At 69.6% G+C, this 23,988-nt stretch carries 21 protein-coding genes; 18 read left to right on the forward strand and 3 right to left on the reverse strand.

From position 1 onward, the window contains the following. Position 1: 1 nt before the first annotated feature. The 3 genes from HYV93_07085 (at position 2) to HYV93_07095 (ending at position 2,345) form a co-directional block, all read left to right on the forward strand. Positions 2-1,348, forward strand: a complete 1,347-nt coding sequence (locus HYV93_07085; GenBank protein MBI2525732.1) for an amidase — start codon at positions 2-4, stop codon at positions 1,346-1,348. After that, entirely contained in the window at positions 1,341-1,817 is a 477-nt protein-coding gene (locus tag HYV93_07090) for an amidohydrolase family protein (GenBank protein ID MBI2525733.1), read from the forward strand. The genes HYV93_07085 and HYV93_07090 overlap by 8 nt, the downstream gene beginning before the upstream one ends. Positions 1,818-1,964: 147 nt before the next feature. Continuing rightward, entirely contained in the window at positions 1,965-2,345 is a 381-nt protein-coding gene (locus tag HYV93_07095) for an RNA-binding protein (protein ID MBI2525734.1), read from the forward strand. Positions 2,346-2,568: 223 nt separating this feature from the next. On the opposite strand, the gene HYV93_07100 is transcribed toward HYV93_07095, so the two are convergent. Both HYV93_07100 and HYV93_07105 read right to left on the reverse strand, forming a co-directional pair. Further along, a complete protein-coding gene (locus HYV93_07100) occupies positions 2,569-3,108 on the reverse strand; it encodes a Uma2 family endonuclease (protein MBI2525735.1) in 540 nt (179 codons plus the stop codon). A 101-nt stretch (positions 3,109-3,209) separates the two neighbouring features. Then, on the reverse strand, positions 3,210-5,054 hold the full coding sequence (locus HYV93_07105) for a DUF169 domain-containing protein (protein ID MBI2525736.1): 1,845 nt from the start codon (positions 5,052-5,054) through the stop codon (positions 3,210-3,212). 358 nt (positions 5,055-5,412) lie between these two features. Here HYV93_07105 and HYV93_07110 point away from each other — a divergent pair, with 358 nt between their 5' ends. From HYV93_07110 to HYV93_07155, 10 genes are all read left to right on the forward strand, one after another. After that, a complete protein-coding gene (locus tag HYV93_07110; protein ID MBI2525737.1) occupies positions 5,413-6,258 on the forward strand; it encodes an alpha/beta hydrolase in 846 nt (281 codons plus the stop codon). A gap of 35 nt (positions 6,259-6,293) precedes the next feature. After that, a complete protein-coding gene (locus HYV93_07115) occupies positions 6,294-7,334 on the forward strand; it encodes an extracellular solute-binding protein (protein ID MBI2525738.1) in 1,041 nt (346 codons plus the stop codon). A gap of 50 nt (positions 7,335-7,384) precedes the next feature. Beyond that, a complete protein-coding gene (locus tag HYV93_07120; GenBank protein ID MBI2525739.1) occupies positions 7,385-8,494 on the forward strand; it encodes an ABC transporter ATP-binding protein in 1,110 nt (369 codons plus the stop codon). After that, positions 8,491-10,224, forward strand: a complete 1,734-nt coding sequence (locus HYV93_07125; GenBank protein MBI2525740.1) for an iron ABC transporter permease — start codon at positions 8,491-8,493, stop codon at positions 10,222-10,224. The genes HYV93_07120 and HYV93_07125 overlap by 4 nt, the downstream gene beginning before the upstream one ends. A 50-nt stretch (positions 10,225-10,274) precedes the next feature. Further along, a complete protein-coding gene (locus HYV93_07130; GenBank protein ID MBI2525741.1) occupies positions 10,275-11,813 on the forward strand; it encodes an AMP-binding protein in 1,539 nt (512 codons plus the stop codon). 180 nt (positions 11,814-11,993) lie between these two features. Then, on the forward strand, positions 11,994-12,284 hold the full coding sequence (locus HYV93_07135) for a virulence factor (GenBank protein ID MBI2525742.1): 291 nt from the start codon (positions 11,994-11,996) through the stop codon (positions 12,282-12,284). A 298-nt stretch (positions 12,285-12,582) separates the two neighbouring features. Continuing rightward, positions 12,583-14,535, forward strand: a complete 1,953-nt coding sequence (gene acs, locus HYV93_07140; GenBank protein MBI2525743.1) for an acetate--CoA ligase — start codon at positions 12,583-12,585, stop codon at positions 14,533-14,535. 186 nt (positions 14,536-14,721) lie between these two features. Continuing rightward, positions 14,722-15,282 (forward strand): hypothetical protein, encoded by a 561-nt coding sequence (locus tag HYV93_07145; GenBank protein MBI2525744.1) that lies wholly within the window; start codon positions 14,722-14,724, stop codon positions 15,280-15,282. Between the two features lie 621 nt (positions 15,283-15,903). Then, complete coding sequence (locus tag HYV93_07150) at positions 15,904-17,127, forward strand: sodium:proton antiporter (protein ID MBI2525745.1); 1,224 nt, start codon at positions 15,904-15,906, stop codon at positions 17,125-17,127. 424 nt (positions 17,128-17,551) lie between these two features. After that, positions 17,552-17,899: a TraR/DksA C4-type zinc finger protein gene (locus HYV93_07155; GenBank protein MBI2525746.1), complete on the forward strand. Its 348-nt coding sequence runs from the start codon at positions 17,552-17,554 to the stop codon at positions 17,897-17,899. A 128-nt stretch (positions 17,900-18,027) separates the two neighbouring features. On the opposite strand, the gene HYV93_07160 is transcribed toward HYV93_07155, so the two are convergent. Further along, a complete protein-coding gene (locus tag HYV93_07160) occupies positions 18,028-18,765 on the reverse strand; it encodes a glycerophosphodiester phosphodiesterase (protein MBI2525747.1) in 738 nt (245 codons plus the stop codon). Positions 18,766-18,800: 35 nt separating this feature from the next. Here HYV93_07160 and HYV93_07165 point away from each other — a divergent pair, with 35 nt between their 5' ends. The 5 genes from HYV93_07165 (at position 18,801) to HYV93_07185 (ending at position 23,988) form a co-directional block, all read left to right on the forward strand. After that, the gene (locus HYV93_07165) at positions 18,801-19,433 is read left to right on the forward strand and encodes a 1-acyl-sn-glycerol-3-phosphate acyltransferase (protein MBI2525748.1); all 633 of its coding nucleotides are present in this window, start codon (positions 18,801-18,803) and stop codon (positions 19,431-19,433) included. 312 nt (positions 19,434-19,745) lie between these two features. Then, on the forward strand, positions 19,746-20,180 hold the full coding sequence (locus tag HYV93_07170; protein MBI2525749.1) for a cupredoxin domain-containing protein: 435 nt from the start codon (positions 19,746-19,748) through the stop codon (positions 20,178-20,180). Between the two features lie 52 nt (positions 20,181-20,232). Then, positions 20,233-20,922: a hypothetical protein gene (locus tag HYV93_07175; GenBank protein MBI2525750.1), complete on the forward strand. Its 690-nt coding sequence runs from the start codon at positions 20,233-20,235 to the stop codon at positions 20,920-20,922. Between the two features lie 121 nt (positions 20,923-21,043). Next, positions 21,044-22,996 carry a cytochrome ubiquinol oxidase subunit I gene (locus HYV93_07180; protein MBI2525751.1) on the forward strand — a complete coding sequence of 651 codons (1,953 nt, stop codon included), beginning with the start codon at positions 21,044-21,046 and terminating at the stop codon, positions 22,994-22,996. Beyond that, positions 22,993-23,988, forward strand: coding sequence for a c-type cytochrome (locus HYV93_07185; GenBank protein MBI2525752.1), 996 nt, complete (start codon positions 22,993-22,995; stop codon positions 23,986-23,988). Before HYV93_07180 ends, HYV93_07185 begins: the two co-directional genes overlap by 4 nt.

The raw sequence follows: 23,988 nt of genomic DNA on the forward strand, positions 1-23,988 counted from the left end.
GATGCCTGCCCTTCACGACTTGACGGCCGCCGAGGCCGCCCGCCGGATCCGCGCCGGATCGCTCTCGCCGGTGGATCTGGTGACGGCCTGTCTGGCGCAGATCGGGCGCACGGAGGCCTCCGTCAGGGCCTGGGTCCATCTCGACGGTCCGGCCGCGCTCCGGACCGCGCACGAGCGCGAGAGCGAGGCCCGGGCGGGACGCTTCCTCGGCGCGCTGCACGGCGTGCCGGTGGCGCTCAAGGACATCTTCGATGCGGCGGGGTTCCCCACGCAGGCCGGCGCGCCGGCCTTCGCCCACCGCCGGCCCACGGTGGACGCCGCCTCGGTGGCCCGGCTCCGGGCCCACGGCGCGGTGATTCTCGGCAAGGTCACCACGACGGCCTTCGCCTACCTCGACCCGAGCCCCACGCGCAACCCGTGGAACCTCGAGCACACGCCCGGCGGCTCCTCGAGCGGGCCAGCCGCCGCCGTGGCGGCGCGCATGACGCCGCTGGCGCTCGGGTCCCAGACGGTGGGCTCGGTCCTGCGGCCCGCGGCCTACTGCGGCGTGGTCGGCCTCAAGCCCACCCACGGCCGGATCAGCACGGCCGGCGTCGTGCCGCTGGCCTGGAGCCTCGATCACGTCGGCATCTTCTCCCGCAGCGTGGAGGATGCGGCGCTGGCCCTGGGCCTCCTGGCGGGCGTCGATCCCGCCGATCCGCTCTCGAGCGCGGCGCCGGTGGACGATTACCTGGCGGGGTGGCCGCCGGTCGTGCCTCCGCGCCTCGGCCTGATCCGCGCCCTTCTCGAGCGCGCCACGCCCGCCGCGGCGGAGCACATCGAGACGGTCACGCGCGTTTTCCGCGAGGCCGGCGGCGTCGTGATGGAGGCAACGCTGCCCGACTCCTTCGAGGGTCTGCACGACGCGGGCGCGACCGTCGTGAGGGTTGAGGCCGCCGCGTACCATGCGTCCACCTTCGCCACGCATGCCGCGGAGTACCCGCCCCGGATCAGGGAGGCCATCGGCCTCGGCCAGGCCATCGGCGCCGTGGAGTTCCTCGCCGCCCAGGCCCGGCGCCGGCGCTTCCGCGAGGAGATGGCGCCCATCGCGGCGCGCTACGACGCGCTCCTCACCCCTGCGGCGGCCGGGCCTGCGCCGCGGGGGCTCGAGTCCACCGGCGACCCCTACTTCTGCGCCCCGTGGAGCTTCGCCGGGATGCCCGCCATCGCCGTGCCGAGCGGGCTCGCGCCCGAGGGGCTGCCGCTCTCGCTCCAGCTCGTGGGCGGCGTCCTCGGCGAGGCCCCCTTGCTGGCCGCCGCCGCGTGGTGCGAGCGGGTCCTCGGATTCCAGGCGGCTCCCCGTGCTTGACATCAAGATCGAGGGCGGAATGGTCTACATGATCCTCTTCCAGCTCGACGAGGCCGACCTCCGCCGCGCGCTCGTCCACCCCTGGGTCATGATCGGCTCGGACGGCTCGGCGCTGGCGACCCACGGCGAGCTCGCCGCCGGCAAGCCCCACCCGCGCAGCTACGGGACCCCTCGCGTGCTCGCCCGCTACATCCGCGAGCAGCGGCTGGTCAGCCTGGAAGCCGCCGTGCGGAAGGTGACCGCGCTGCCTGCCGCGCGCCTGAAGCTGGCCGACCGTGGCGTGCTGCGCGTGGGAGCCAAGGCGGACGTGGTGCTACTCGACCCCGAGGTCGTGGCCGATCTCGCCACCTACGAGGAGCCGCACCGCTATGCTCGGGGCATCGAGGGGGTGCTCGTCAACGGCCGGGTGGTCGTCGACGGCGGGGAGCATACCGGTACCCTCCCGGGGCGCGTGCTCGGGCGGCGCTGAGCAGGCGCTCGGCGTCACGCGGCTTGCGGTCCGGCCATGGTGGTGTAGACTTGGGCCTGGTGCGAGTGGTCCACCAGTGCCTCCGACGGGCTCCTCGGCCTGGTGGGGCGTGCGTCAGGGCCGAGGAACAACCGAAGGAGATCGAACATGGCAGCGAAACTCTACGTCGGCGGGCTGTCCTACTCCACGACCAGCGAGACCCTGCGGGAGTACTTCTCGCAGTGCGGGACCGTGGAGTCCGCGTCGGTGGTCACCGACAAGTTCTCCGGCCAGTCGCGCGGCTTCGGCTTCGTCGAGATGGCGACGGCGGAGGAGGCCCAGCGGGCCATCGCCGAGCTGAACGGCAAGGACCTGGACGGGCGAAAGCTCACGGTGAACGTGTCGAACCCGCGCGCGCCGGGCGGGGGCGGCGGGCCGCGCGGAGGTGGTCGCGGTCCCGGGCGTCCGGGTGGCGGCGGCCGTGGCGGCGGCGGAGGCGACAGGGGCGCCTACGGCGTCCCTCCGTCAAAGAAGCCGTTCCGCTGGTAGTGGACAGGGCAGGCTGAGCTGAGGGGCGCAGGGGCGCGGTGGTCACCCACCGCGCCCCTGGTCTTTGCGCGGGCCGACGTGGCCCCTGAGCGCCTGCCCTCCCTCGGCGTGCATCTCCCCGTGCTCGCCGCTGGCGTTCAACGTCCACGAGTCCAGCTGGAAGCCGGCGAGGAGAGATGGATCACCAACGGACTCCGCCGGGCCGGCGGCGGGGCGGTGGCGCCTATTCCCAGAGGGGTGCGAGCGGGATCGCGAGGGCGGCGAAGTCGGGATGAACGAGCGTATCGGCGGGGCCGGCGGCGATGACGAGCCGGTACTCGTCGCCGTCGCGGCGATGGCACTCGATGCTCCTGCCCTCGGGGTCCACCAGCCACAGATGCGGGACGCCGAGGGCGGCGTAGCGGCGGGCCTTGATGGTGCGGTCATAGGCCGCGGTGCCGGGCGAGAGAACCTCGACGACGAGGAGCGGTGGCCCCTCGATGCCGCGGGCGGAAACCTGAGCCGGATCAGCGACCACGACGATGTCGGGCTGGAGCACGTCGTGGGGCGTGAGGATCACGTCGATGGGGGACACGAAGACCTCGGCCGGGCGCGGGAAGTGCTTCAGCAGGGCCACCAGGAGTCCGGCGACCAGCCGCTGGTGGATCGGGCTCGGGGCGGGGGTCACATGCGGCTCCCCGTCGAGCAATTCCCAGCGTCGGCCATCGGCGGGGATGGCGGCGTAATCGTCGTAGTCGAGCCTGCTCTTGAGCTCGGGCGCCATGGCGTTCTCCCTCTCGCGGGCATTATAGCCCGTGTACCGCGCCCCCGGCCCCCGGCTCAAGAGTGCAGGAAACGATACAGCCTGAAGGCGCCCCGGATCCCTCAGCCCAGGAGGCGCTCGTAGCGCCCGTAGGCGTGGGCAGCGTCCATGAACCAGCGCACGATCTCCGGGCTCGAGCGGGGCGGGATCTCGCACGACGTCGAGAGGATGAAGCCCGAGCGGCGGGCCGCCGTGTCGACGCAGCGCCGCACCTCGGCCTCGATCTCCTCACGGGTCGCCCGCTCGAACTTCGTCGCGTCCACGTTGCCGATGGCCACGGTGCGCCCGCGCGCGACCTCCATGAAGCGGTCGAGCTGGTCCACGTGGAGCGCCGGGTCAGCCTGCTGGTCCAGGTCGAAGGACACCGTGGTGAAGCCGCAGCCGATCAGGTCCTCGAAGATGGGGTAGGTGGTGCCGCAGATGTGGGTGGTGAGACCCACCTTCCGGGCCTTGAAGTGCTCCACGAGCTCCCTGTGGTAGGGGGCGATGAACTCGCGGTAATTGTCAGGCGAGATGAGGCTCACGGACGCGGTGGGTTCGGAGAAGCTGAGCCCGATCTTCGTCTTGGCGATGGCCTCGCCCCAGGTCTTGCAGAAGTCCGTGGTGATCCGCATGAGGGCGTGGATGAACGCGGGGTCCTCGAAGGTGTCCAGGAGCATGGTCTCGGGGTTGCGGAGCAGCATGGCGATGGTCCACGGGCCGACGGCCACCGCGCCCATGGCCGCCGGCGGGCCTGCCTTGACCAGGGCCTCGCATTGCTCGAGGAAGCCGGGGAGCCTGGCCGTTCCGTACGGGTCCGGCATCGTGAGCCGCGCCAGGTCGGCCTTGTCCTCGAGCGGGTGCGTCTCCACCGAGGGGACCACGTACTCCGAGTACTTGACCCGGCAACCGAAGGCCTCGGCCTCCTTCGCCAGGTCGTTGTAGGCGAGCACGACGTCTGGCTGGTACCGCTCGTAGTAGTTCAGCATCGCCTTGATGGCGCGCGACGGGTTGGTGCAGTACTCCTCGATGCTGAGCCCGTCGAGCGTGCCGGCGAAGGACGCGACGATGGGGTACACCGGCACCCGATCGGCGAAGGAGCGCTTGTACGCCGCCACCACGCGGTCGCGGTTGGTGAGCGGGGCCTGGCCCTTGTCCGCCTCCCAGAGGCGGTTCACCTCCATGTAGCGCCCCGGGAGCTTGGCCTCGTACTCCATGAACTGGGTGATCGGGTAGCGGATGCCGCCGGCGTGGGTGCCGCGCAGCCCCTCGACGATCTCCTCCATGCGGTCCCACGGGATGGTAAAGGCCATCTCGTGGTCCTGGGTCTGGCCGAAGATGCGGTCGCCGGAGCAGGGGAGGATGACCTGGGGCTCCCCGGTCTTCATGGTGGTGACGATGATGTCGGCGCAAACCGCACGGCACTCGAAGGACGAGGGGAGCCGGCCGCCGCGCTTCCACAGCGCGGCCTGCGTCAGACGCATGACCTGTGCCGGGTTGCCGTACACGCATACCAGGTGGGGCTCGAACGCCGCGCGGTCCAGCGGGGCGACGAGCAAGGCGGCGTACTCGCCCGGCGCGAACTTGTCCACGGCCGCCTCGGAGCGCTGCCCGGCCTCCTTCGTTTCCGTGTACATGCCCTCGCAGAGGGTCCCCACGTTGTAGATGGGGAGGGGCTTGTCGAAGCCCGCGGCGATGATGCCCAGGGAGCAGATCGAGTCGTCCCGCGTGAGAGCGATGGTCCAGCCATAGCGGCGGGCCATGTCGATCACCTGGCAATTCATGCTGAGCTTCTTGAAGTCGCGCGCTGGCCGCTTCGCGCGCTCGGGGATGGGCTCGCCGGGCCCGAGCATGCGGATGGCGACGGGGAATGTCTGCGGTCGGATGTAGGTGGCGAGCTCCCGGTCCGCCGTCTTGGCGTCGATCATGAGGTGCAGGCTACGGGTGGGCTCCACCCTTGTCAAGCGAGGGCGACGGGCTCCGGCGGCGATGGCATGGCCGCGGCGGTACCGCGCCGGGCGGGGGTCTCTGACCGCCGTCGCTGGCGACCGATCGGCTGTCTGAGCGGCGTCGGCAGCCCGCCGGGAGCGAGCAGGGGCATCTCCTGCCACGTCGGCGGCAAGAGGGCCCCGCGGGGGTTCCAGCCGGGTCGCGCGTGCCTTGACCGGCCCCCCGCCGCCGGGGCAGTATGGGGCTGGCCGGAGCCGCCTCTGTCCGTGCCGCGGGCGAGCCGGCGGGGACGCGACGGAATGAAGCTGGGAAAGCCCTCGATGACGGAGGAGTGAGATGCCGATCGTCAAAGCAGCGGATGGGGTCGAGCTCCACTACGACCTCCACGACTACACCGATCCCTGGAAGCGGGGGCCGGTGCTGATCCTCCAGCACGGCTTTGGCCGGTCCTCGCGTTTCTGGTACAACATGGTTCCCTACATCGCGCGCCACTATCCGGTGGTCTGCCCGAACCTGCGTGGCCTGGGTCCCTCGCCTGCGGACTTCGACATCGACAAGGCGATCACGGTCGACAACTACATTGGCGACCTCGTCGCCATCATCGAGAGCCTCGGCAGGGGACCCGTGCACTACGCGGGAGAGTCCCTCGGCGGCATCCTCGGCTTCGCGCTGGCGGCCGAGCATCCGGAGCTGGTGCGGACGCTGTCGGTCTTCGCCGCCCCCCTGGTGATCAGTGCATGGACCCAGAAGACCTTCGCGTTCGAGCATCCCACCTGGCAGGACGCGCTCGGCAGCATGGGCGCCGAGGGCTGGGCCAGGGCCGTCAACACGGCGACCCGCTTCCCGCCGGACACCGACCCCGACCTCCTCGAGTGGTTTGCGCGAGAGATGGGCAAGAGCAGGGTCGAGGTGATGATCGCCATGTCGCGGCTCGCCTCGAAGGTCGATGCGACGCCCTCCCTGTCCCGCATCAAGGCGCCGGTCCTCGGGCTCTATCCCTCGGGCGGCGCCATCGTCTCCGGGGATCAGGAGGAGACGCTCCGGGCGCGGATCGCCGACTTGACGGTCGTTCACCTCCCGACTCGCTACCACATGGTCCACACGCTGTTTCCCGCGACCTGCGCGGAGTACGTGCTGAGCTTCATGGCGCTGCACGACGGCCGCGTCGTGCGCGAAACCTAGCGGCGCTCCGCGCCGCACACGGAGGCGAGGACGCGATGATGACGCTGAATGCCCTGCTGCGATCGTGCGCGGCGACAGTCCTTTCGATCCTGGCGGCCGCGAGCCCGGTCGCGGCGCAATCGGATCACGAACAGCTCGTCGCCGCGGCGAAGAAGGAAGGCCGGGTGATGGCCTACGGGGAGCTCATCACGCCGACGTGGCGGGCCTTCAAGGCGGGGTTCGAGAGGACATACCCGGGCATCACGATGGAGTTCGTCTACCAATCGGGACAGCCGATGATGACCCGCATCCTCGCCGAGCAGGACGCGGGCCGTCACGTCGCCGATGTCCTCGCCCTGGACGTGCTGCGGCTGCCGATCCTCAAGGCGAAGGGGTACCTCGCGCAGTACCTCACGCGTGAGCATCGCAACTACGACAAGCAGTGGCAGTCGGATCCCCCCGGGTACTGGACCGAGAATCACGTGTACCTGGGTGGCATCATGTACAACAAGAAGCTCGTGCCGCCCGACAAGGCGCCGAAATCGTTCGAGGATCTCCTCAAGCCCGAGTGGAAGGGCAAGATCGCGATGGTGAGCCCGGTCGCCAACGACCTCATCTTCTACATGTTCGCGGGGCTGGTGCGGGACATGGGCGAGGAGCGGGCCTTCCGCTTCTTCCGCGCCCTGAAGGACCAAGGGGCCCTGGTGTTCGGCCCCGGCGGGATCCGCGTCTCTCAGGGGGTGAACACCGGCGAGTTCTCGCTCGGCGTCGGTTTCATCGGCCACGTCTACAGCGTGGGCGGGGGAGACAGTGGCAACATGGCGTTCGTGCCGACCAACCCGACCTACGCGCTCAGCGGACCCGGCGTGTCCGTCATGAAGAACGCGCCGCACCCGAACGCGGCACGGCTGCTGGCGGACTACATGAACTCGCGGGAAGCGCAGGAGACCGTCGTCGACCTCGGCTACTTCTCCAACTTCCGCGGCCTCCAGGCGAAGTCGGCGCTCACGAAGCTCAACGTGAGCGTGGCGCCGACGCCCCAGGGAGAGCAGAAGGACCGGCTTCAGGGGCGGATCAAGGATGCGCTCGGCTTGTAGGGCTCGTCGGGTGCCCTGTCGCGCGGTGCGCGCAGCGCGGTAGACGGGCCGTGATCCGGATCGAGAAGCTCGACAAGCATTACCGATCTGCGCGCCGCGCGGTGCACGTCATCGACCGCATCGAGCTCGAGATCCCGAAGGGCGCGTTCTTTACCCTCGTGGGCCCCAGCGGGTCGGGGAAGACGACCACCCTCCGCGTCGTCGCCGGCCTCGAGCATCACGACGGCGGCCAGGTCTGGCTCGGCGAGCGGCTGGTCTCCGATCCGGCCCGTGGCATCTTCGTCCCCCCCAGCCAGCGCGACGTGGGCATGGTCTTCCAGTCCTATGCGATCTGGCCTCACATGGATGTGTTCCACAACGTGGCCTATCCGCTTCAGGTGGGCGCCCGGCGCCGGGGGCGCGCCGAGATCGAGAAGCGGGTTGCGGAGTCCCTGGAGATCGTCGGGCTGCACGAGCTCGCCCGCGTCCCGGCCACCGCGCTCAGCGGGGGGCAGCAGCAGCGGGTCGCCCTCGCGCGCGCCCTCGTCGGGCAGCCGCGCATCCTCCTCCTCGACGAGCCCCTGAGCAATCTGGACGCCCAGCTGCGCGAGCGGATGCGCGTGGAGATCAAGGACATCCAGCGCAGCCTGGGCATCACGACATTCTATGTCACCCACGACCGGGCCGAGGCCCTGTCGATGTCCACCCTCGTTGCGGTCATGAACGCGGGCCGGATCGAGATGATCGGAACGCCCCGGGATGTCTACGAGCGCCCCTCCACCGTCTTCTGCGCGGAATTCCTGGGTCAGTGCAACCGCTTTCCCGGCCGGGTCGCCGAGGTGACGGGCGGGACCGTTGTCGCCGACACAGGCATCGGCCGCCTCATCTGCCGCTCCGACGCGGCGGTCGCCGTGGGGGACGCGGTCGACGTCGTCGTCCGGCCCGAGGACATCACGGTGTCGCCGAGCGAGCGGGGCGGGGTCGGGGACGGCGTCCTGACCGGGGACGTCGTCCACGTGGGCTACTACGGCGACCGTGCGGAATGCGCGGTGCGCGTCGGGTCCGACACGCTGCGCGTCGCCGGGCATGCGGCGATGGTCGACTCGTGGACGGGCCGGCTCGTGGTCCGGATCCGCGAGGGACGGGGCTGGGCGATCCCGTCGGCGGCCGCCGCCCGATGAGCACGCCCTGGAGCCCGGTCGGCGCGCCGGCCCTGCCGTCGGTGGGGGCGCTCAGCCGGGTGAAGGAGCGCCTGACCGCGGCGCACGTCGTCCTCTGGGCTTGCTTCGCGATCGTGGGAACGGCCGTGGTGGTGCCGACCGGCACGCTGGTGTGGCAGAGCTTCACCAAGTCGACGCCGGCCGGAACGGTGCTGGCACTCGACAGCTTCGCCAGGGTCCTGGGCAAGGGCGCCACCTACCAGCTCCTCCTCAACACGGTGACCTTCAGCGCAGCGATGACCGTGGTTGCGGGCGCGCTTGGCTTCCTCTTCGCCTGGATCGCGGCCCGGACCAATGCCCCGGGACGGCGCCTCATGCCGATCGCGATCCTGCTGCCGTATCTGGTGCCGCCGACGCTCGGCGCCATCACGTGGATCCTGCTCCTGTCGCCGTCCAACGGGATCATCAACATGTGGCTCAAGGCGCTCGTCGGAGGAGCCCCCTTCAACATCTACTCCTTCGCGGGCATGGTGTTCGTCGAATCGCTCTACACCTTTCCGCTCTCGTTCATGTTCTTCTTCGCCGCCCTGTCCTCGCTCAATCCCACGCTCGAGGAGGCGTCCGCGGTGTCCGGCGCGGGGCCGCTGCGCACCCTCTGGCGCACGACGGTGCCGAGCATGTGGCCCACCGTCCTCTCGGTCGCGACGCTCCTGTTCATCATCGGCCTGGAGAGCTTCGACGTCGCCTGGTTCCTGGGCTATCCGGCGAAGATCTACCTCCTCAGCATCGAGGTCTTTCTGCTCACGCGCTACAAGTACCCCCCCGATCTCGGCTCGGCCGCGGTGTTCGGCGTGATCGCGTTCCTCGCCGCGGTCGCGATGATCGCCGCGTACCGCCGCGTCACCCGACAGCGCGAGCGGTTTGCGACGATCACCGGCAAGGGGTATCGCCCCGGGGATCTCGACATCCGCTGGATGCGCTGGCCCGCGTCGATCGTGTTCTATCTCCTGGTGACGGTCATCGGCGTCCTCCCCGTGCTCCTCCTCCTCGCCATATCGGTCGACGCCGTGAGCTGGCCCTTCCGGATCACGTCGAGACCCAGTCTCGAGAACTTCCGATGGATCCTGACGGACTCGGAATCCCTCCGGGCGATCGGCAATACCGCATTCCTCGCGATCGGCGGGGCATTCACGGTCGTCATCCTCGGGTTCTTCGTCGGCTACATCGGCGTCCGCACCCAGATCCGGGGCCGCGGCGTTCTGGACTACCTCGCCTTCGTGCCGTTCGCATTTCCCAGCACGGTGCTGGCGGTTGGCATCATCGGCGCCCTCATCACGACGCCCCTCTACAACACGATCTGGATCATGCTGCTCGCCTTCAGCATCAAGTTCCTGCCGTACGGCCTGCGCAACCTCTCGAACAACATGCTGCAGATCCATCCCGAGCTGGAGGAGGCGTCGTACGCCGCGGGGGCCGGGCTGATGCGGACGCTGTGGCGGGTCGTCCTGCCGCTCACCGTGCCGGGCATCGTCGCCGCGTGGTCCCTCCTGCTGATCGTGTTCATGCGCCAGTTCAGTCTGCCGATCATGCTGTCCTCCCCGGGGTCGCAGGTGGTGACCATCATGCTGTTCCAGGAGTTCGAGGCCGGGCAGATGGGGCACGTGGCCGCGTTCGGGATGCTCCTGGTGGGGAGCTGCATCCCTTTCATCGTGGTCGCGCGCTATCTCGGCCGGGCCTCGCAATCGATATGACACCGCGAACCTTGTCGGAACTCCTCGACCGGCGTGGCGGGGAGCCGGCGGTGATCTACGGCGAGCGCGTGCTCAGCTATGGCGACCTTGCTGAGCGCAGCCGCAGGCTGGCGCGCGGCCTCGCCGATCTGGGCATCGGCGCCGGCGACCGGGTCGCCTTCTGGCTCCCCAACACACCGGACTACCTCTGCCTCCTGTTCGCGTGCGCCCGACTCGGGGCGATCACCGTCTCGGTGAACACCCGTTTCCGCGAGGCCGAGGTGGGCGACATCGTGGGCCGTTCCGGCGCGCGCGCGCTCGTGCTGTGGCCGAGCTTCCTTGGCATACCCTTCCTCGACATCCTGGCCGGCATCGATCGGGGGCAGCTCGCCGGGGTGGAGACCCTCATCCTCTACGGCGAAGCGAGCGACCCGGTACCCCGTGTCCTGCCGGACGTCGGCCGCCGCAGCGTTGCGGTGGCGGAGCTGGCCGAGCGGCCGGCGAGGCCGGCCACGTGTCCCGCGGACAATGCCGGATGCGCGATCTTCACGACCTCGGGCACGACGCGGGCGCCCAAGTTCGTGCTGCACGGCCAGCACGGCGTCGCCAGCCACTCCCTCGATGTGGCGCGGGCCTTCGGCTACGATCGTCCGGGCGCCGTGGCTCTGCTCGCCATCCCGCTGTGCGGTGTCTTCGGCTTCTCGCAGGCGCTGGCAACGCTCGCCGCCGGGGGCGTCATGGTCATGACCCCGACGTTCGAGGCGGCGCTGGCGGCGCAGCTCATCCACCGCCACCAGGTCACCCACACCAACGGCGGCGACGACATGGTCGCTCGCTTGCTCGACGCCGTGCCGGGAGAGAGGCCCTTCCCCTCCCTCGACGGGATCGGATACGCGGCGTTCAACAGCGCGCTGGCCGACTTACCCGCGCGCGCCGAGAGGCGCGGGCTCCGCCTGTTCGGGCTCTACGGCATGAGCGAGGTGCTCGCGCTCTTTGCCCGCCAGCCGCTCGAGCTACCCGTCGAGCGGCGCCGCCGCGCCGGGGGCATCCCGGTCGCGGGCGTGGCGCGCGTGCGGGCACGCAACCCGGAGTCTGGCGCGATCCTCCCGCACGGAGAGGCGGGGGAGCTCGAGGTCAGGGGGCCGAGCCTGATGCTCTCCTATTTCGGAGATCCTGCGGCGACGAAGGCGGCCTTCACCGAGGATGGCTTCCTCCGCACCGGTGACCTCGGCTACACGGAGGAGGATGGCGGCTTCGTCTTTCTCGCGCGCATCGGCGACGTGCTGCGGCTGGGCGGCTTCCTCGTGTCCCCGGCCGAGATCGAGTCGACGCTGCTCGAGGTGCCGGGCATCGCCGACGCGCAGGCGGTGGCGGTGGCGACGCCCGCCGGCACTCGCCCCGTGGCCTTCGTGGTCGTCCGGCCCGGCGCGCCGCTCGATGAGGCCGCGGCCATCGCGCACTGCCGTGCACGCATCGCGAAGTACAAGGTGCCGGTCCGGATCGTCGGTCTCGACGCCTTCCCGGTCACGCAGAGCGCGAACGGCACCAAGATCCAGCGCGCCAAGCTCCGGGCCATGGCGGAGGAGGCGATGCGGCGCCGGCCCGGCTGAGCCCCCGCGGGACACCGGGCCTCGGGCGACGCGGCGCTGCAGGGACCGCCGGCCGGCGCGCGCGCCACTGCCGAGAGACGGTGACGCGGGGTCGCGCCGGGGCGAGGGATGCCGGCGCCAGCGGGAAACCGAGCGAACCGCGCGGCGTGTTTCGGTAGAATAGGCCCCGGGAAACGATCCATGGCGCGCTACCGGGTTCTTCGCTGGCAGGACATCCCGTCCGTCGTCGAGGCCTGGGACGGCGACCAGAGCGCGAGCCTGCAGCTGTCGCAGCGCTTCCAGGACCTCATCGACGCCGTGGCCATGCGCACGGGGGCCTCGGAGTCGGACGCCTACCTGGCGGGGTGGAGCCGGGACGACCAGGCCGAGCGGCCCGGTGGCCCGGACGCCGTCGCGGCTGAGGTCGCGGCCGAGCTCGAGGCCAGCTTCGAGACGCTTCTGTCCCGCCACATGCTCCCGCCCCGGGGGTGAGGAAGCCGGCGTGTCGGCGTGCCGGCTCTCCACGATCCCACAACGCCCATGAAGGCCGCGGAACGCGTTGCCGCTTCGCCGCCAGACGTTGCGAGCGGCGCCGCGCCCGAGGCGCCCGTGCCACGGAATGGTGGTAAGATCGCCATCCGCGGGGGCGGATGGACGCCGTGGCCGCCCCGGAAGTCCGTCGGGGTATCCCGGCTCCGAACCTGGCATCGGACCTGTCCCGTCGCCGGCGCGGCCGGACCCCGAGAAGCCCGGGCTGTCCCACACCTCCAACGCGTAGCGAGGGTGCTCCATGGCAGAGAAGACGAGAGCCACCGCCACACCCATCCAGGCCCTTCTCCGGGAGCGACGGAAGTTCGCTCCCCCGAAGGCGTTTGCCCAGCAGGCCAATGCCCGCCGGGCGTCCGTCTACACGGAGGCGGCCAGGGACCCCGTGAAGTTCTGGGAGCGATGGGCAAGGGAGCTCCACTGGTTCAAGCCGTGGAAGAAGGGGCTCGACTGGAAACTGCCGTATGCCAAGTGGTTCGTCGGCGGCAAGCTCAACGTCTCCCATAACTGCCTCGACCGCCACATCGAGACCCCCGTCCGCAACAAGGCGGCGCTGATCTGGGAAGGGGAGCCGGGGGACACCCGGACCCTCACCTACTGGGACCTCTACCGCGACGTCAACCGCTTCGCCGCCGCCCTCAAGAAGCATGGCGTCAAGAAGGGGGACCGGGTCACCATCTACATGCCCATGGTGCCCGAGCTGGCCGTGGCCATGCTGGCCTGCGCCAGGATCGGCGCGCCCCACAGCGTGATCTTCGCCGGCTTCGCGCCCGACGCCATCCGCGACCGGATCCACGACGCCGAGTCGAAGATCATCCTGACGGCCGACGGCGGGTACCGGCGGGGCAGCATCGTCCCCCTCAAGAAGAACGTGGACGAGGCGCTCAAGGAGTGCCCGGACGTCACCACCGTGGTCGTCCTCAGGCGCACGCGCCAGGACGTCGCCATGGAGCCCGGCCGTGACGTCTGGTGGGAGGCCTTCATCCAGGATGCGCCTGCCCGGTGCCCGGCCGAGAAGATGGACTCCGAGGACATGCTCTACCTGCTCTACACCTCGGGCTCGACGGGCAAGCCCAAGGGCATCGTCCACACCACCGGCGGCTACCTCACGGGGATCTACGCGACAACCAAGTGGGTCTTCGACCTCAAGGACACCGACGTCTACTGGTGCACGGCGGATGTGGGCTGGGTCACGGGCCACTCCTACGTGGTGTACGGTCCGCTGGCCAATGGCGCCACCACCGTCATGTACGAGGGGACGCCCGACACCCCCGACCGCGATCGCTTCTGGCGCATCATCGAGCGGCACGGGATCACCATCTGCTACACGGCCCCGACCGCCATCCGCACCTTCATGCGCTGGGGCGAGGAGTATCCGAACCGCTGCGATCTCTCGAGCCTGAGGCTCCTCGGGACTGTCGGGGAGCCCATCAACCCCGAGGCCTGGGTGTGGTACTGGAAGCACATCGGCCGCGGGCGCTGCCCCGTGGTGGACACCTGGTGGCAGACCGAGACCGGACAGATCCTGATCACGCCCTTGCCCGGGCTCGTCCCGCAGAAGCCGGGGTCGGCGACGCGGCCCTTCCCGGGCATCGACGCCGAGGTGGTGAATGACAAGGGCGAGCCCACCACGGCGGGTTACCTCGTCCTGAAGAAGCCCTGGCCCGCCATGCTGCGCGGCATCTACCGGGACCCGCAGCGCTACCAGGCCCAGTACTGGAACCGCTTCCCCGGGATGTACTTCACCGGGGACGGCGCCAAGCGTGACGAAGACGGCTACTTCTGGCTGCTCGGCCGAGTGGACGACGTCATGAACGTCTCCGGGCATCGCGTCTCCACCATGGAGGTGGAGTCGGCGCTGGTGGACCACCCGCTGGTGGCCGAGGCCGCCGTCATCGGCCGACCCCACGAGATCAAGGGGCAGGCCATCGCCGCCTTCGTCACGATCCGGGACGGGCACAAGGGGACCAAGGAGCTGATGGAGGAGATCAAGGGGCACGTGACCAAGAAGATCGGGGCGCTGGCCCGTCCCGACGATCTGATCTTCTCCGCCGACCTGCCGAAGACCCGGAGCGGCAAGATCATGCGCCGGCTCCTCCGGGACATCGCCGAGGGCCGCGCCCTGGGTGACACCACCACCCTCGCCGACCCGGCGGTCGTCGCCACCCTCAAGGAGAAGTACGGCGAGGAGGAGTAGGGCGAGCGCCGATCCCGACGGTACAGCGGCCCCACAGCGGCTTGCGGACGTCGTTGAAGTGTGGCAGGTTCTCCCTTGCGTGGCGCTCGCGTTCGGGCCCTCGGGCGCACGTGACCGGACCAACGGCGGCCTCTCAGGCGGGTTGCCGGAGCTGAAGTGGGAGTCCTCTGGGCTGGAGGCCAAGCGATGCAAGCTCTGAGGGGAGGGCGCGGCGTCAGGCTTCCCGAGGCAGGCTCGTCGCGGTCCGGGCGGGGGTGCCTCCTCATGTGCGCCGGGGTGGTGGTCGCGCTTCTGATGGCAGGCTGCGTGCTCCCCCCCACCAGCCCGGCGCCTCCTCGGGTGGACGTCCTGGGGGGAGATGCCCGGGCGCTCGTCTACGGGACGACGGCACGGGCGGTCATCGAGCATCCTTCGCTGCGCGAGGGCGTCCGCAGGCTCTTCGGCCCCGACTGGGCGGCCACGGGCGCGGAGCGGCGCGTGTCGCTGCCTGCGCCAGACTTCTTCGGCGGGTCTGAGCCCCCACGCCTGCTTCGGATTGGCGGACGGGAGTATGTGGCTGTTCCCGGGTGCGTCGAGCGGACCTGCCGGACCCACCGCGCACTGCTGCTGATCGCAGGTCCCACCGAGCTGCTCGCCCGCCTCGACGATGGGGGCCTCAGCGTCCACTACGTGCACGGGGCGGGGCTGGCGCCGAGCCCGGAGGTCCGAGCGCTCGTGGACGCGGCGGGGCGTGCCCTCAGGCCATAGAACCCCCTGCGTGCGAATCACGGCGGCGGCCCCCGTCGTCGGCCCACCGACCACACGGCGCAGATCGGATACAATACGGCCCATGGCGGCGCGGCGCCTCGCCCTCTTGCTCTTGCTGTATGTCTCGCTCGACGTGGCCAATCCCTTGATGCCGGGAGCCGTTCACTTCGTGGACGGCTCGGTCGAGGTGGTTCAAGCTGATCGCGCCCGACCCGAGAGCCTTGCCGCCCCTGTGCCCCTCGTCCGCCTGCCGACGCTCGACCGGCCACAGGCCGCTGTCCAGAGCCTCCCGTCCTCGCGCCCCATGACCGTCCATAGCCGGCAGGCCCTGCTTCCGGTCCGGCGCCCGCCTGACGCCTCCTCAGGTCCCCCCTCGCCCTCAGAAGACCACTAGCCCGTCCTCGCGCCTTCGCGTCAAGGCCTGCCGCCGTTGCGGCAGCGCGCCCTGTCTCTCTCTCCGCGGAGGACGGCGCAGTGAAGATCAAGGAAGGCTGGGAAGGTCTCGTGGTGAGCCTGTGGATGCTACTGGTTGCCGGGATCCTCATCGTGGTCCTCAAGCTCATCCTTGGCTGAGGGGGGCTCCATGGCCGGACCCGGCCGGTAGACGAGGACTGGGACCCGATGCCGGGGTATGCCGTCCTGCCGTTCGTGGCAATGCTTCTCGCCATCGCCGTGTGTCCATTGTGGGTCCCGCACTGGTGGGAGCGGAACCGCAACAAGCTCCTCCTGTCCTGCGGCCTCGGCCTTCCAGTCGCGGGTTTCTACCTCGTCCAGCGGCCACCCGCGCTCCTGCACACGCTGGAAGAGTACGTGTCCTTCATGCTGCTGCTGGCCGCTCTCTACACGATCTCCGGCGGCATCCGGCTGACGGGCGACCTGGAGGCGACGCCGCTGACGAACACCGCCTTTCTGGCGGTGGGATCCGTCCTGGCGTCGCTGATCGGGACGACGGGGGCCTCGGTCCTGCTGATTCGAGCGCTGCTCGAGACCAACCGGGAGCGGAGCCGGGTCATCCACACCGTCGTCTTCTTCATCTTCCTGGTCTCGAACATCGGCGGTCTGCTCACGCCGATCGGCGATCCTCCGCTCCTCCTGGGCTATCTCAAGGGCGTCCCGTTCTTCTGGCCCCTCAGGCTGTGGCGTCACTGGCTGGTGGCCGTCGGGGCGTTGCTCGTGACCTACTTCGCCTGGGACTCCATCCAGCACGCGCGTGAGCCTCTCTCGCGGCTGCGGCGCGATCGCTCGGAGCTGCGTCCGTTGCGGGTCGAAGGGGCGGTGAATGCTCTCGCGCTCCTCGGGGTCGTCGCGGCCATCGCCCTTCTGCGCGAGCCCTGGCGCGAGGGACTGATCCTCGGCCTGGCCGGGGCATCTCTCTGGCTCACCCCCAGGCGGATCTGGCATGCCAACGGGTTCACGGCCGCCCCGATGGTCGAGGTGGCCGTGCTGTTCCTCGGCATCTTCCTGACCATGATCCCGGCGCTGGAGATTCTTCGGGCGCGAGGCCCCGGGCTGAGTGTCCAGGCCCCGTGGCAGTTCTTCTGGGCCACCGGCCTCCTGTCCGCGTTCCTCGACAACGCGCCGACTTACCTCGCCTTCCTGGCCCTCGCCCAGGGACTCGGATTGACCAGCGACGTTGTCGGGGTATCGCATGAGGTCCTGGCCGCGATCAGCGTCGGCGCGGTGTTCATGGGAGCCTGCACGTATGTCGGCAACGCGCCCAACTTCATGATCAAGGCCATGGCTGAACAGAGCGGCCTCAAGATGCCGACCTTCCTCGGCTACATGGGGTACACCGCGGTCACCCTGATCCCACTATTCACCCTGCTCACCTTCCTGCTCTTCTGAACAAGCTCGACAAGGAGTAGGCCCAGCACCGCCGGGGGGGCGTTGACCGTCCGGAGTGCTCCGGGTCCGACCTCCTGCCCCGCGGTGAGCCTTCCCCCGGCGGGCTGTGAGTCCCCTCAGCCCCCTCCTCACTGTGAGGAGCCGGATCCCCATTTCTCGGCACAAGGCGTGCCGATTTTTCCTCGTGGTACGGGACTTTCGCCCGTGCGGATGTTCCGGGCTCCGCGGTGGGTCTTGAATATCGATGGCTTAGACCTCGTCCAAGCCAGCGGGTTGTGGGCATGGCGCTTGCGCCGGAGGTGGGCCTCGCAGTCGATGGATGGAGGGGGTCGGAGCTCCCGTTAGCCAGAGGAGATCGGTGATGGACGAGATCAAACAGCGACTCGAAGCGGAACTGAGCCGGACGGTGGACAGGATCCGCCGGATGGGGGGAGGGGTCGTCTTCGAGGATTTCCCGGGCGCCATCGGAGACAACACGCCCATGGCCGATGAGGTGGACGTGATCCGCGTCAACGAGGACAGGGAAATCAGCTTTGCCACCCGCAGCTTGCTCGTGGAGCGCGCCAACAAGCTGGCAGAGGCGCTGGAGCGCCTGCGCGAGGGCGAGTACGGGATCTGCCAGGAGTGCGGCGAGCGCATCGCGCCGGCCCGTCTCCGGGCCATGCCCGAAGTGCTCACCTGCGTCCGCTGCCAGGATCGGCTGGAGCGGACCACCAGCCGGCTCGCGCCCGCGGGCGCGGCCTTCGGCGGTGACGACCACGACGACGACTAGTCAGGATGGCGCCACAGGCTGCTCGAGAGGGTCCAGATCCGACGCGCCGCCCGGCGGTTGCCCGCGAGGTGGACCCGCGGTGCCTTGAGCGTGCACCCGAGGGTGCCGACGACGCGGACGAGCCCTGTTCAGTGGCCCGCTAGCCGGGCGCGAAGGAGCGCCGGGCGGTCGGTGATGATGCCGCTCACTCCCCACGAGACGAGCCGGTCCATCAGGGCCGGCTCGTTGACTGTCCAGACGTAGCAGCCGAGCCCGGCCTCTCGGATCAGCGCTATGTCCCCTTCGGTCAGCAGGTGTGCCCCCGGGCAGACGGCCTGGACCAATCCCGGCGCCACCACCGATGGGTCCAGCGGCGGCTGCGCCACCAACGCCCCCAGCCTCACCTCCGGGCTCAGCGTGCGCGCCCGGCGGAGCGCCCCGTGGTCGAAGGACTGGACCAGCGTGCGGTCCAGGACATCGTAGATCTCCAGGCTCGTCACCACCCGCTCCTCGATGCCGGGGTAGAGATCGGACCCGGCCTTCAGCTCGATCCAGAAGCGGGTGCGGTCGCGGAAGCGCTCCAGCACCTCCAGGAGGGTCTGGAGCCGCTGCCCCCGGAAGGCCGGTGAGTGCCAGCTGCCGGCGTCCAGCCGCTTCAGCTCCTGCACGCTCCGGTCGCGGACGGCGCCGGCCCCGTCCGTCGTCCGTTCGAGCGTCCAGTCGTGGATCACCACCAGCTGGTCGTCGCCGGAGAGATGGACGTCCAGCTCGATGGCGTCGGCGCCCTGCTGGATGGCCAGCTCGAAGGCCGCGATGGTGTTCTCGGGGGCCTCGGCTGAGGCGCCCCGGTGGGCGATCACCAGCGGGCGGCTCGCGTCGTCCGGCATTGTGTGCCTCGTGGCCCCCGTGGCAGTATCGGGACGTGCGCACGCCCGTCCTCGACCTCTTCCGTCCCGCCGTGTGGCTCGGGGCCCGCCTGTACTTCGGCATCCGCTTCGAGGGCGTCGAGAACATCCCCCGGGACGGCGCGCTCATCATCACCCCGAACCACGTGACCTACGCCGATCCTCCCCTGGTCAGCATCCCGGTGCGTCGCCCCGTCTACTACATGGCCTGGAGCGCGCTGTTCCGCATCCCCGTCTTCTCCTGGGTGATCCGCCGCCTCCGAGCCTTCCCCGTCGACATCGGGTCCGCCGACCCGAGGGCGACGCGGGAAGCCGTCCGCCTGCTGGAGGCGCAACAGGCCGTGATGATCTTTCCCGAGGCGGGGCGCAGTCACGATGGGCGGCTGCAGCGCTTCAGGCTCGGCGCCTTCCGGCTGGCATGCTCCCGGAGCGCGCCGGTGCTCCCCGTGACGATCATCGGCGGCAGCGAGTCGTGGCCTCCGGGGCGGCTCCTCCCGCGTCCCGGCCAGGTGACCATCGTCTACCACCCGCTCATCTGGCCAGCAGGGGGCGACGATGTCAAGGGCGCCGCGCGGGAGATGGCGACCAAGGTCCACGCTGCCGTACTCTCCGCGCTGCCGCCATCCCTGCGAGCACCCGGCGGGGAGTAGGGCATGCCGAGGGCCGTCATCTCAAGGTCCGTGCAGCCCAGAGCCTGCCGCGGGTAGCCCGGGCTGACTCGTTCCCTGTCCTCTGCGCAATCGCGCGCGCGCCGAGAAGCGCCTTGCGCACCGAACCGGGGTCCATCGCCTCTCGTCCCCAGCCCGCCTCGAGAAATTCCCTTTGGCGTCGGCTTGATGCACCTGCGCTCGCCGGCGGACGTCCTGGCACGCCAATTGCCCATCACCCGGGGAAATGGTGGCTACGACTTCTGGACGACGCGAAAGGAGGAGCTGGCGATGAATGACAGGAGACGGTGGTCAGTGGCTCTTGCAGGAGCCGTGGTCGCAGTCCTGGTCCTGGCAGGGGGATGGGAGGCGGCTCAGGCCCAGTCAGTGAAGGAGTTCCTGCTCGTCACGGGAGAGTGGTCCTGGAAAGCCAAGGCCGGTGAAGCGCCCGTGGTCGACCGCAACCGGGGGCCGGTCAAGGAGATCGAGCGCTACAGCTTCGATCCCCCGTTCCTGGTCGTCAACAAGGGGGACACCGTGGTCCTGAAGATCCACGCCTTGAAGGGAGCGAAGCACGTGCTCAAGATCGAGGATTTCGGTGTCGACGAGACCACCATCAACAAGGGTGAAGAGAAGACAGTCAAGTTCGTTGCCAACAAGGCGGGGACGTTCAAGTTCGTCTGCACCAACCACACGGACGCGGAGAAGGAAGGGCCGATGGTGGGGTACCTCTATGTCGTGGGCCGGTAGGAGCTGGCCTCTCGGGCTAGACCGCCGGCTCATCACGCTCGCCGGGGTCAGTATGGCCGCGCTCTCCTGGGCGGCGCCGGCGATCGGGCAGGACGGCTACCGGGAGGGGACGGTCGCCAACGGCGCCACCATCGCCGGAGAGGTGAGCCATGCGGGAGCCCCTCCCGCCCCGTTCGTGATCTGGGTGAAGAAGAACGCCGACGTCTTCGGCGAGAAGCTCCCTGACGAGCGCGTCATCGTCTCGCGGACCGGCAAGATCAAGAACGTCCTCGTCGCTCTGGAGGGGATCAAGGGGGGGAAGCGGTGGTCGGATCATCGTCCGCAGCTCCTCAACCGAGGGGGGCTGTTCGTGCCTCACCTCCAGGCGGCCCGGACCGGGAGCCAGCTGGAGGTCACCAACCAGGACCCGGTCCTCCACAACACTCACGCCTACGTCAACGGTCGAACCCTCTTCAACATGGCGCAGCCGAACAAGGGTCAGGTGATCCAGAAGTCCCTCAAGCGGTCCGGGATGGTGGAACTCATGTGCGATGCCCACGACTGGATGAACGGATGGATCGCGGTCCTGGATCACCCCTACTTCGCCCTGACCGGCGAGGACGGCACGTATACGATCGCAGACGTCCCGCCGGGGACCTACACGCTGACAGCATGGCACGAGAAACTGGGACGCCAGCAGCTCCCGGTGACGGTAAAGGGCAATGAGACGAAGCGGATGAACCTGGCCTTTCCGGCGAAGTAGCGGAGAGCGGCGGACTCTCGACGACGTCCTGGACTCCTTCTTGCGGATCGACTGCCACGAGTGGGACTGCGAGGGCGGCCCCCGGGCTGACCTTCGCCTTCGAGTACAGGTGAGCCGGCCTTTGGCCCCCGGCCGCGCCGCGTGGCTTCTCATCACGGTCCTGGCGCTTGCGCTCGGCTCGGCGCTCGCCGGGCCCGCCGCTGCCGCCGAGGCGCCCGCCACGGACTACCGGCGCTTCTTCGGCGGAGACGCCCGGCTGGTCATCTGGATTGTCGCCCAGATCCACCTGATGTTCGGGGCGTTCGTGCTGGGGGTGCCCATCTTCGCCTCGATCGTGGAGGTCATCGGCTGGCGCACCGGCGACTCCCGCTACGACCGCCTCGCCCAGGAGTTCACGGCCCTGCTCGCCGCCGCATTCTCCACGACGGCGGCCTTCGGCGGGCTGCTCGCCTTCGCGCTCTTCGGGCTCTATCCCAGGTTCATGACGTTCCTCACGTCGATCTTCCACACGACGTACTACGTCTACGCCCTGCTCTTCCTCGCCGAAACCTTCACCCTGTACCTCTACTACTATGGCTGGAACCGCCTGCGCGGGCGCTGGAAGGGGCTCCACGTGCTCCTCGGCATCCTCCTGAACGTCTGGGGCACGGTGCTCATGCTGCTCGCCAACGCGTGGGTCTCCTACATGATGGCCCCGTCGGGGCTCGACAAGGAGGCCCTGCGGTTTGTGGGGACCACCTGGCAGGCGGTGGCCAACCCCCTCTGGATCCCGCTGGCCATCCACCGCTTCGTCGCCAACGTCGCCTTCGGCGGGTTCATCGTCGGCGCCTACGCGGCGCTCCGCTTCCTCGGGGCCCGGCGGGACGCTGACCGCGCGTACTACGACTGGATGGGCTACGTGGGGAACTTCGTCGGCCTGGCGGCGCTGATCCCGCTCCCCTTCGCCGGCTACTATCTCGGGCGGGAGGTGTACTCGGCGAGCCCGGTCATGGGCAACAACATGATGGGCGGCGCCTTCTCCTGGAGCTTCATCATCCAGGCCGTCCTGATCGGCATGCTCTTCGTGGGCGGCAACTACTATCTGTGGACGGGCATGGGGCGGATCAGCGGCGCCGAGCGCTACCGGCCCTACATCAAGTACATCAACGTCCTGCTGCTCGTGAGCTTCGCCGTCTGGCTCACCCCGCGCAACATCCCCCTCACCGGCGAGGAGCAATTGGCCCTGGGCGGTCAGTTCCATCCCCTCCTGAAGTACCTCGGCTTGATGGCCGCGAAGAATGCGGCGGTGAACTTCATCATCCTCTCCACGTTCTTCTCGTTCCTCCTCTACCGGCGGGCGAACAAGGGGCGCCCCCGCCCCTTCGCCGAGCACGGAGCCGGGGCGAAGGTCACTCTGGGCGTGGCGGCCGCGATCTCGGCGCTCATCCTCGCCTGGTACGGCCGGAGCCTCCTCACCCTGGATCCCACGACCCTCGACCTCTCCCCGGACCGTGCCCGGTACTTCACGCTTCCCGCCTATCTCCTCCTGGGCCAGGTCGGGATGGTCCTCGTCACGGGGGTGCTGACCCTCCGCGACCGGGGCAAGCTCGCCCAGGCGCTCTTCCTCGCCTCGACGGTCTTGGCGTCCGTGTTCGTGCTGGGCGTGTACGGCTTCGTCATCATGGAGAAGGCCAACCCCTTCCTCCGCAACATCGCCGTGGGCCAGTGGCTCATGGTCATGGTCTGCCTCTTCTGGACCGCCACGATCGATGTCCTCCTGTTCCGTCGGGCGGAGATCGTCGGCGAGATCCGATGGGGGCGGATGCCTGCCCGCTCCCAGTACGCTCTCGTTCTCCTCTGCGTGAGCATCGTCATGCTGATGGGGCTCATGGGCTTCATCCGCTCCGGGCTCCGCGAGGACTGGCACATCTACGGCGTGCTGCAGGACACCTCCACCTGGGCCTGGACGCCGACCAACGCTTACATGATGCGGGTGGTCGGGAGCATCGTCGTCGTCTTCCTCGGGCTCGTGTCCTTCGTCTTCTGGCTGGCGGGGCTGGGGCAGCACGAGCGCGGGGACGAGCGCCCGGCATGAAGCGGTCATTCCTCGGCGTGATCGTCTTCACGCTCGCCGTGATCCTCGCGCTCGTGGGAGTGGCCGAGCTGGTCACGCGGGTGTCCGGCGAGGGCGGGCGGCGGCCGGCCGCCGCGCTGACGGGCGCCGACCTCACCCCCGAGGCGGGCGAGGCGATCTTCTGGGGCAAGGGCAAGTGCTCCACCTGCCACGCGGTGGGCAGCCGCGGCGCGAGCATCCGCGGGCCGAACCAGGGCGAGTCGGGTCCCCTGGGGCTCCCGATCGGGGCGCGGGCCCTGGAGCGTGCCAGGGAGCGGTCCAGGGTCACGGGCCGGCCCTATACGGCCACGGACTACCTCGTCGAGAGCGTGGTGGAGCCCGGGGCGTATGTCGTCGAGGGCTTCAAGAACGAGATGCCGGACCCGACGCGGCCGCCGATCTCGCTCAAGCCCGAGGAGCTCCGGGCGGTGATCCTCTATCTCGGGACCCTCGGCGGCGAGCCGGACGCCGCCGCGATCAAGCTGCCCGAGGGGGTCCTCGCCGCCGCCGGGGGGGCGCCGGCGAGGGAGGAGTGGAAGGCCTACCTGCCCGGCGATCCGGCCAAGGGGGAGAAGCTCTTCTTCGACGCGGACTCCAACGCCGCGTGCGCCAAGTGCCACGCCGTGAAGGGCCGGGGCGGCAAGGTGGGGCCCGAGCTGACCCAGGTGGCGGGGACGCGGGAGCCGACGTTCATCATCGAGTCCATCCTCGATCCCTCCAAGGAGATCGCCTCGGGCTTCGAGCCGGTGCTCATCGTGACCAAGGAGAACCGCTACATCACCGGGATCGTCAGGAAGGAGGACCCGGCGCAGGTCGAGGTGATGGACAGCAAGGCGGAGATCCACAAGGTCGCCAAGGCCGAGATCCAGCAGCGCGCGCCGCAGAAGACGTCGCTCATGCCGGGCAACTTCAAGGAGATCCTGACCGTGGAGGAGTTCCATGACCTTCTCGCCTACGTGCTGACGCTCCGATGA

The organism is Candidatus Rokuibacteriota bacterium (assembly GCA_016188005.1).
GTDB lineage: Bacteria > Methylomirabilota > Methylomirabilia > Rokubacteriales > CSP1-6 > UBA12499.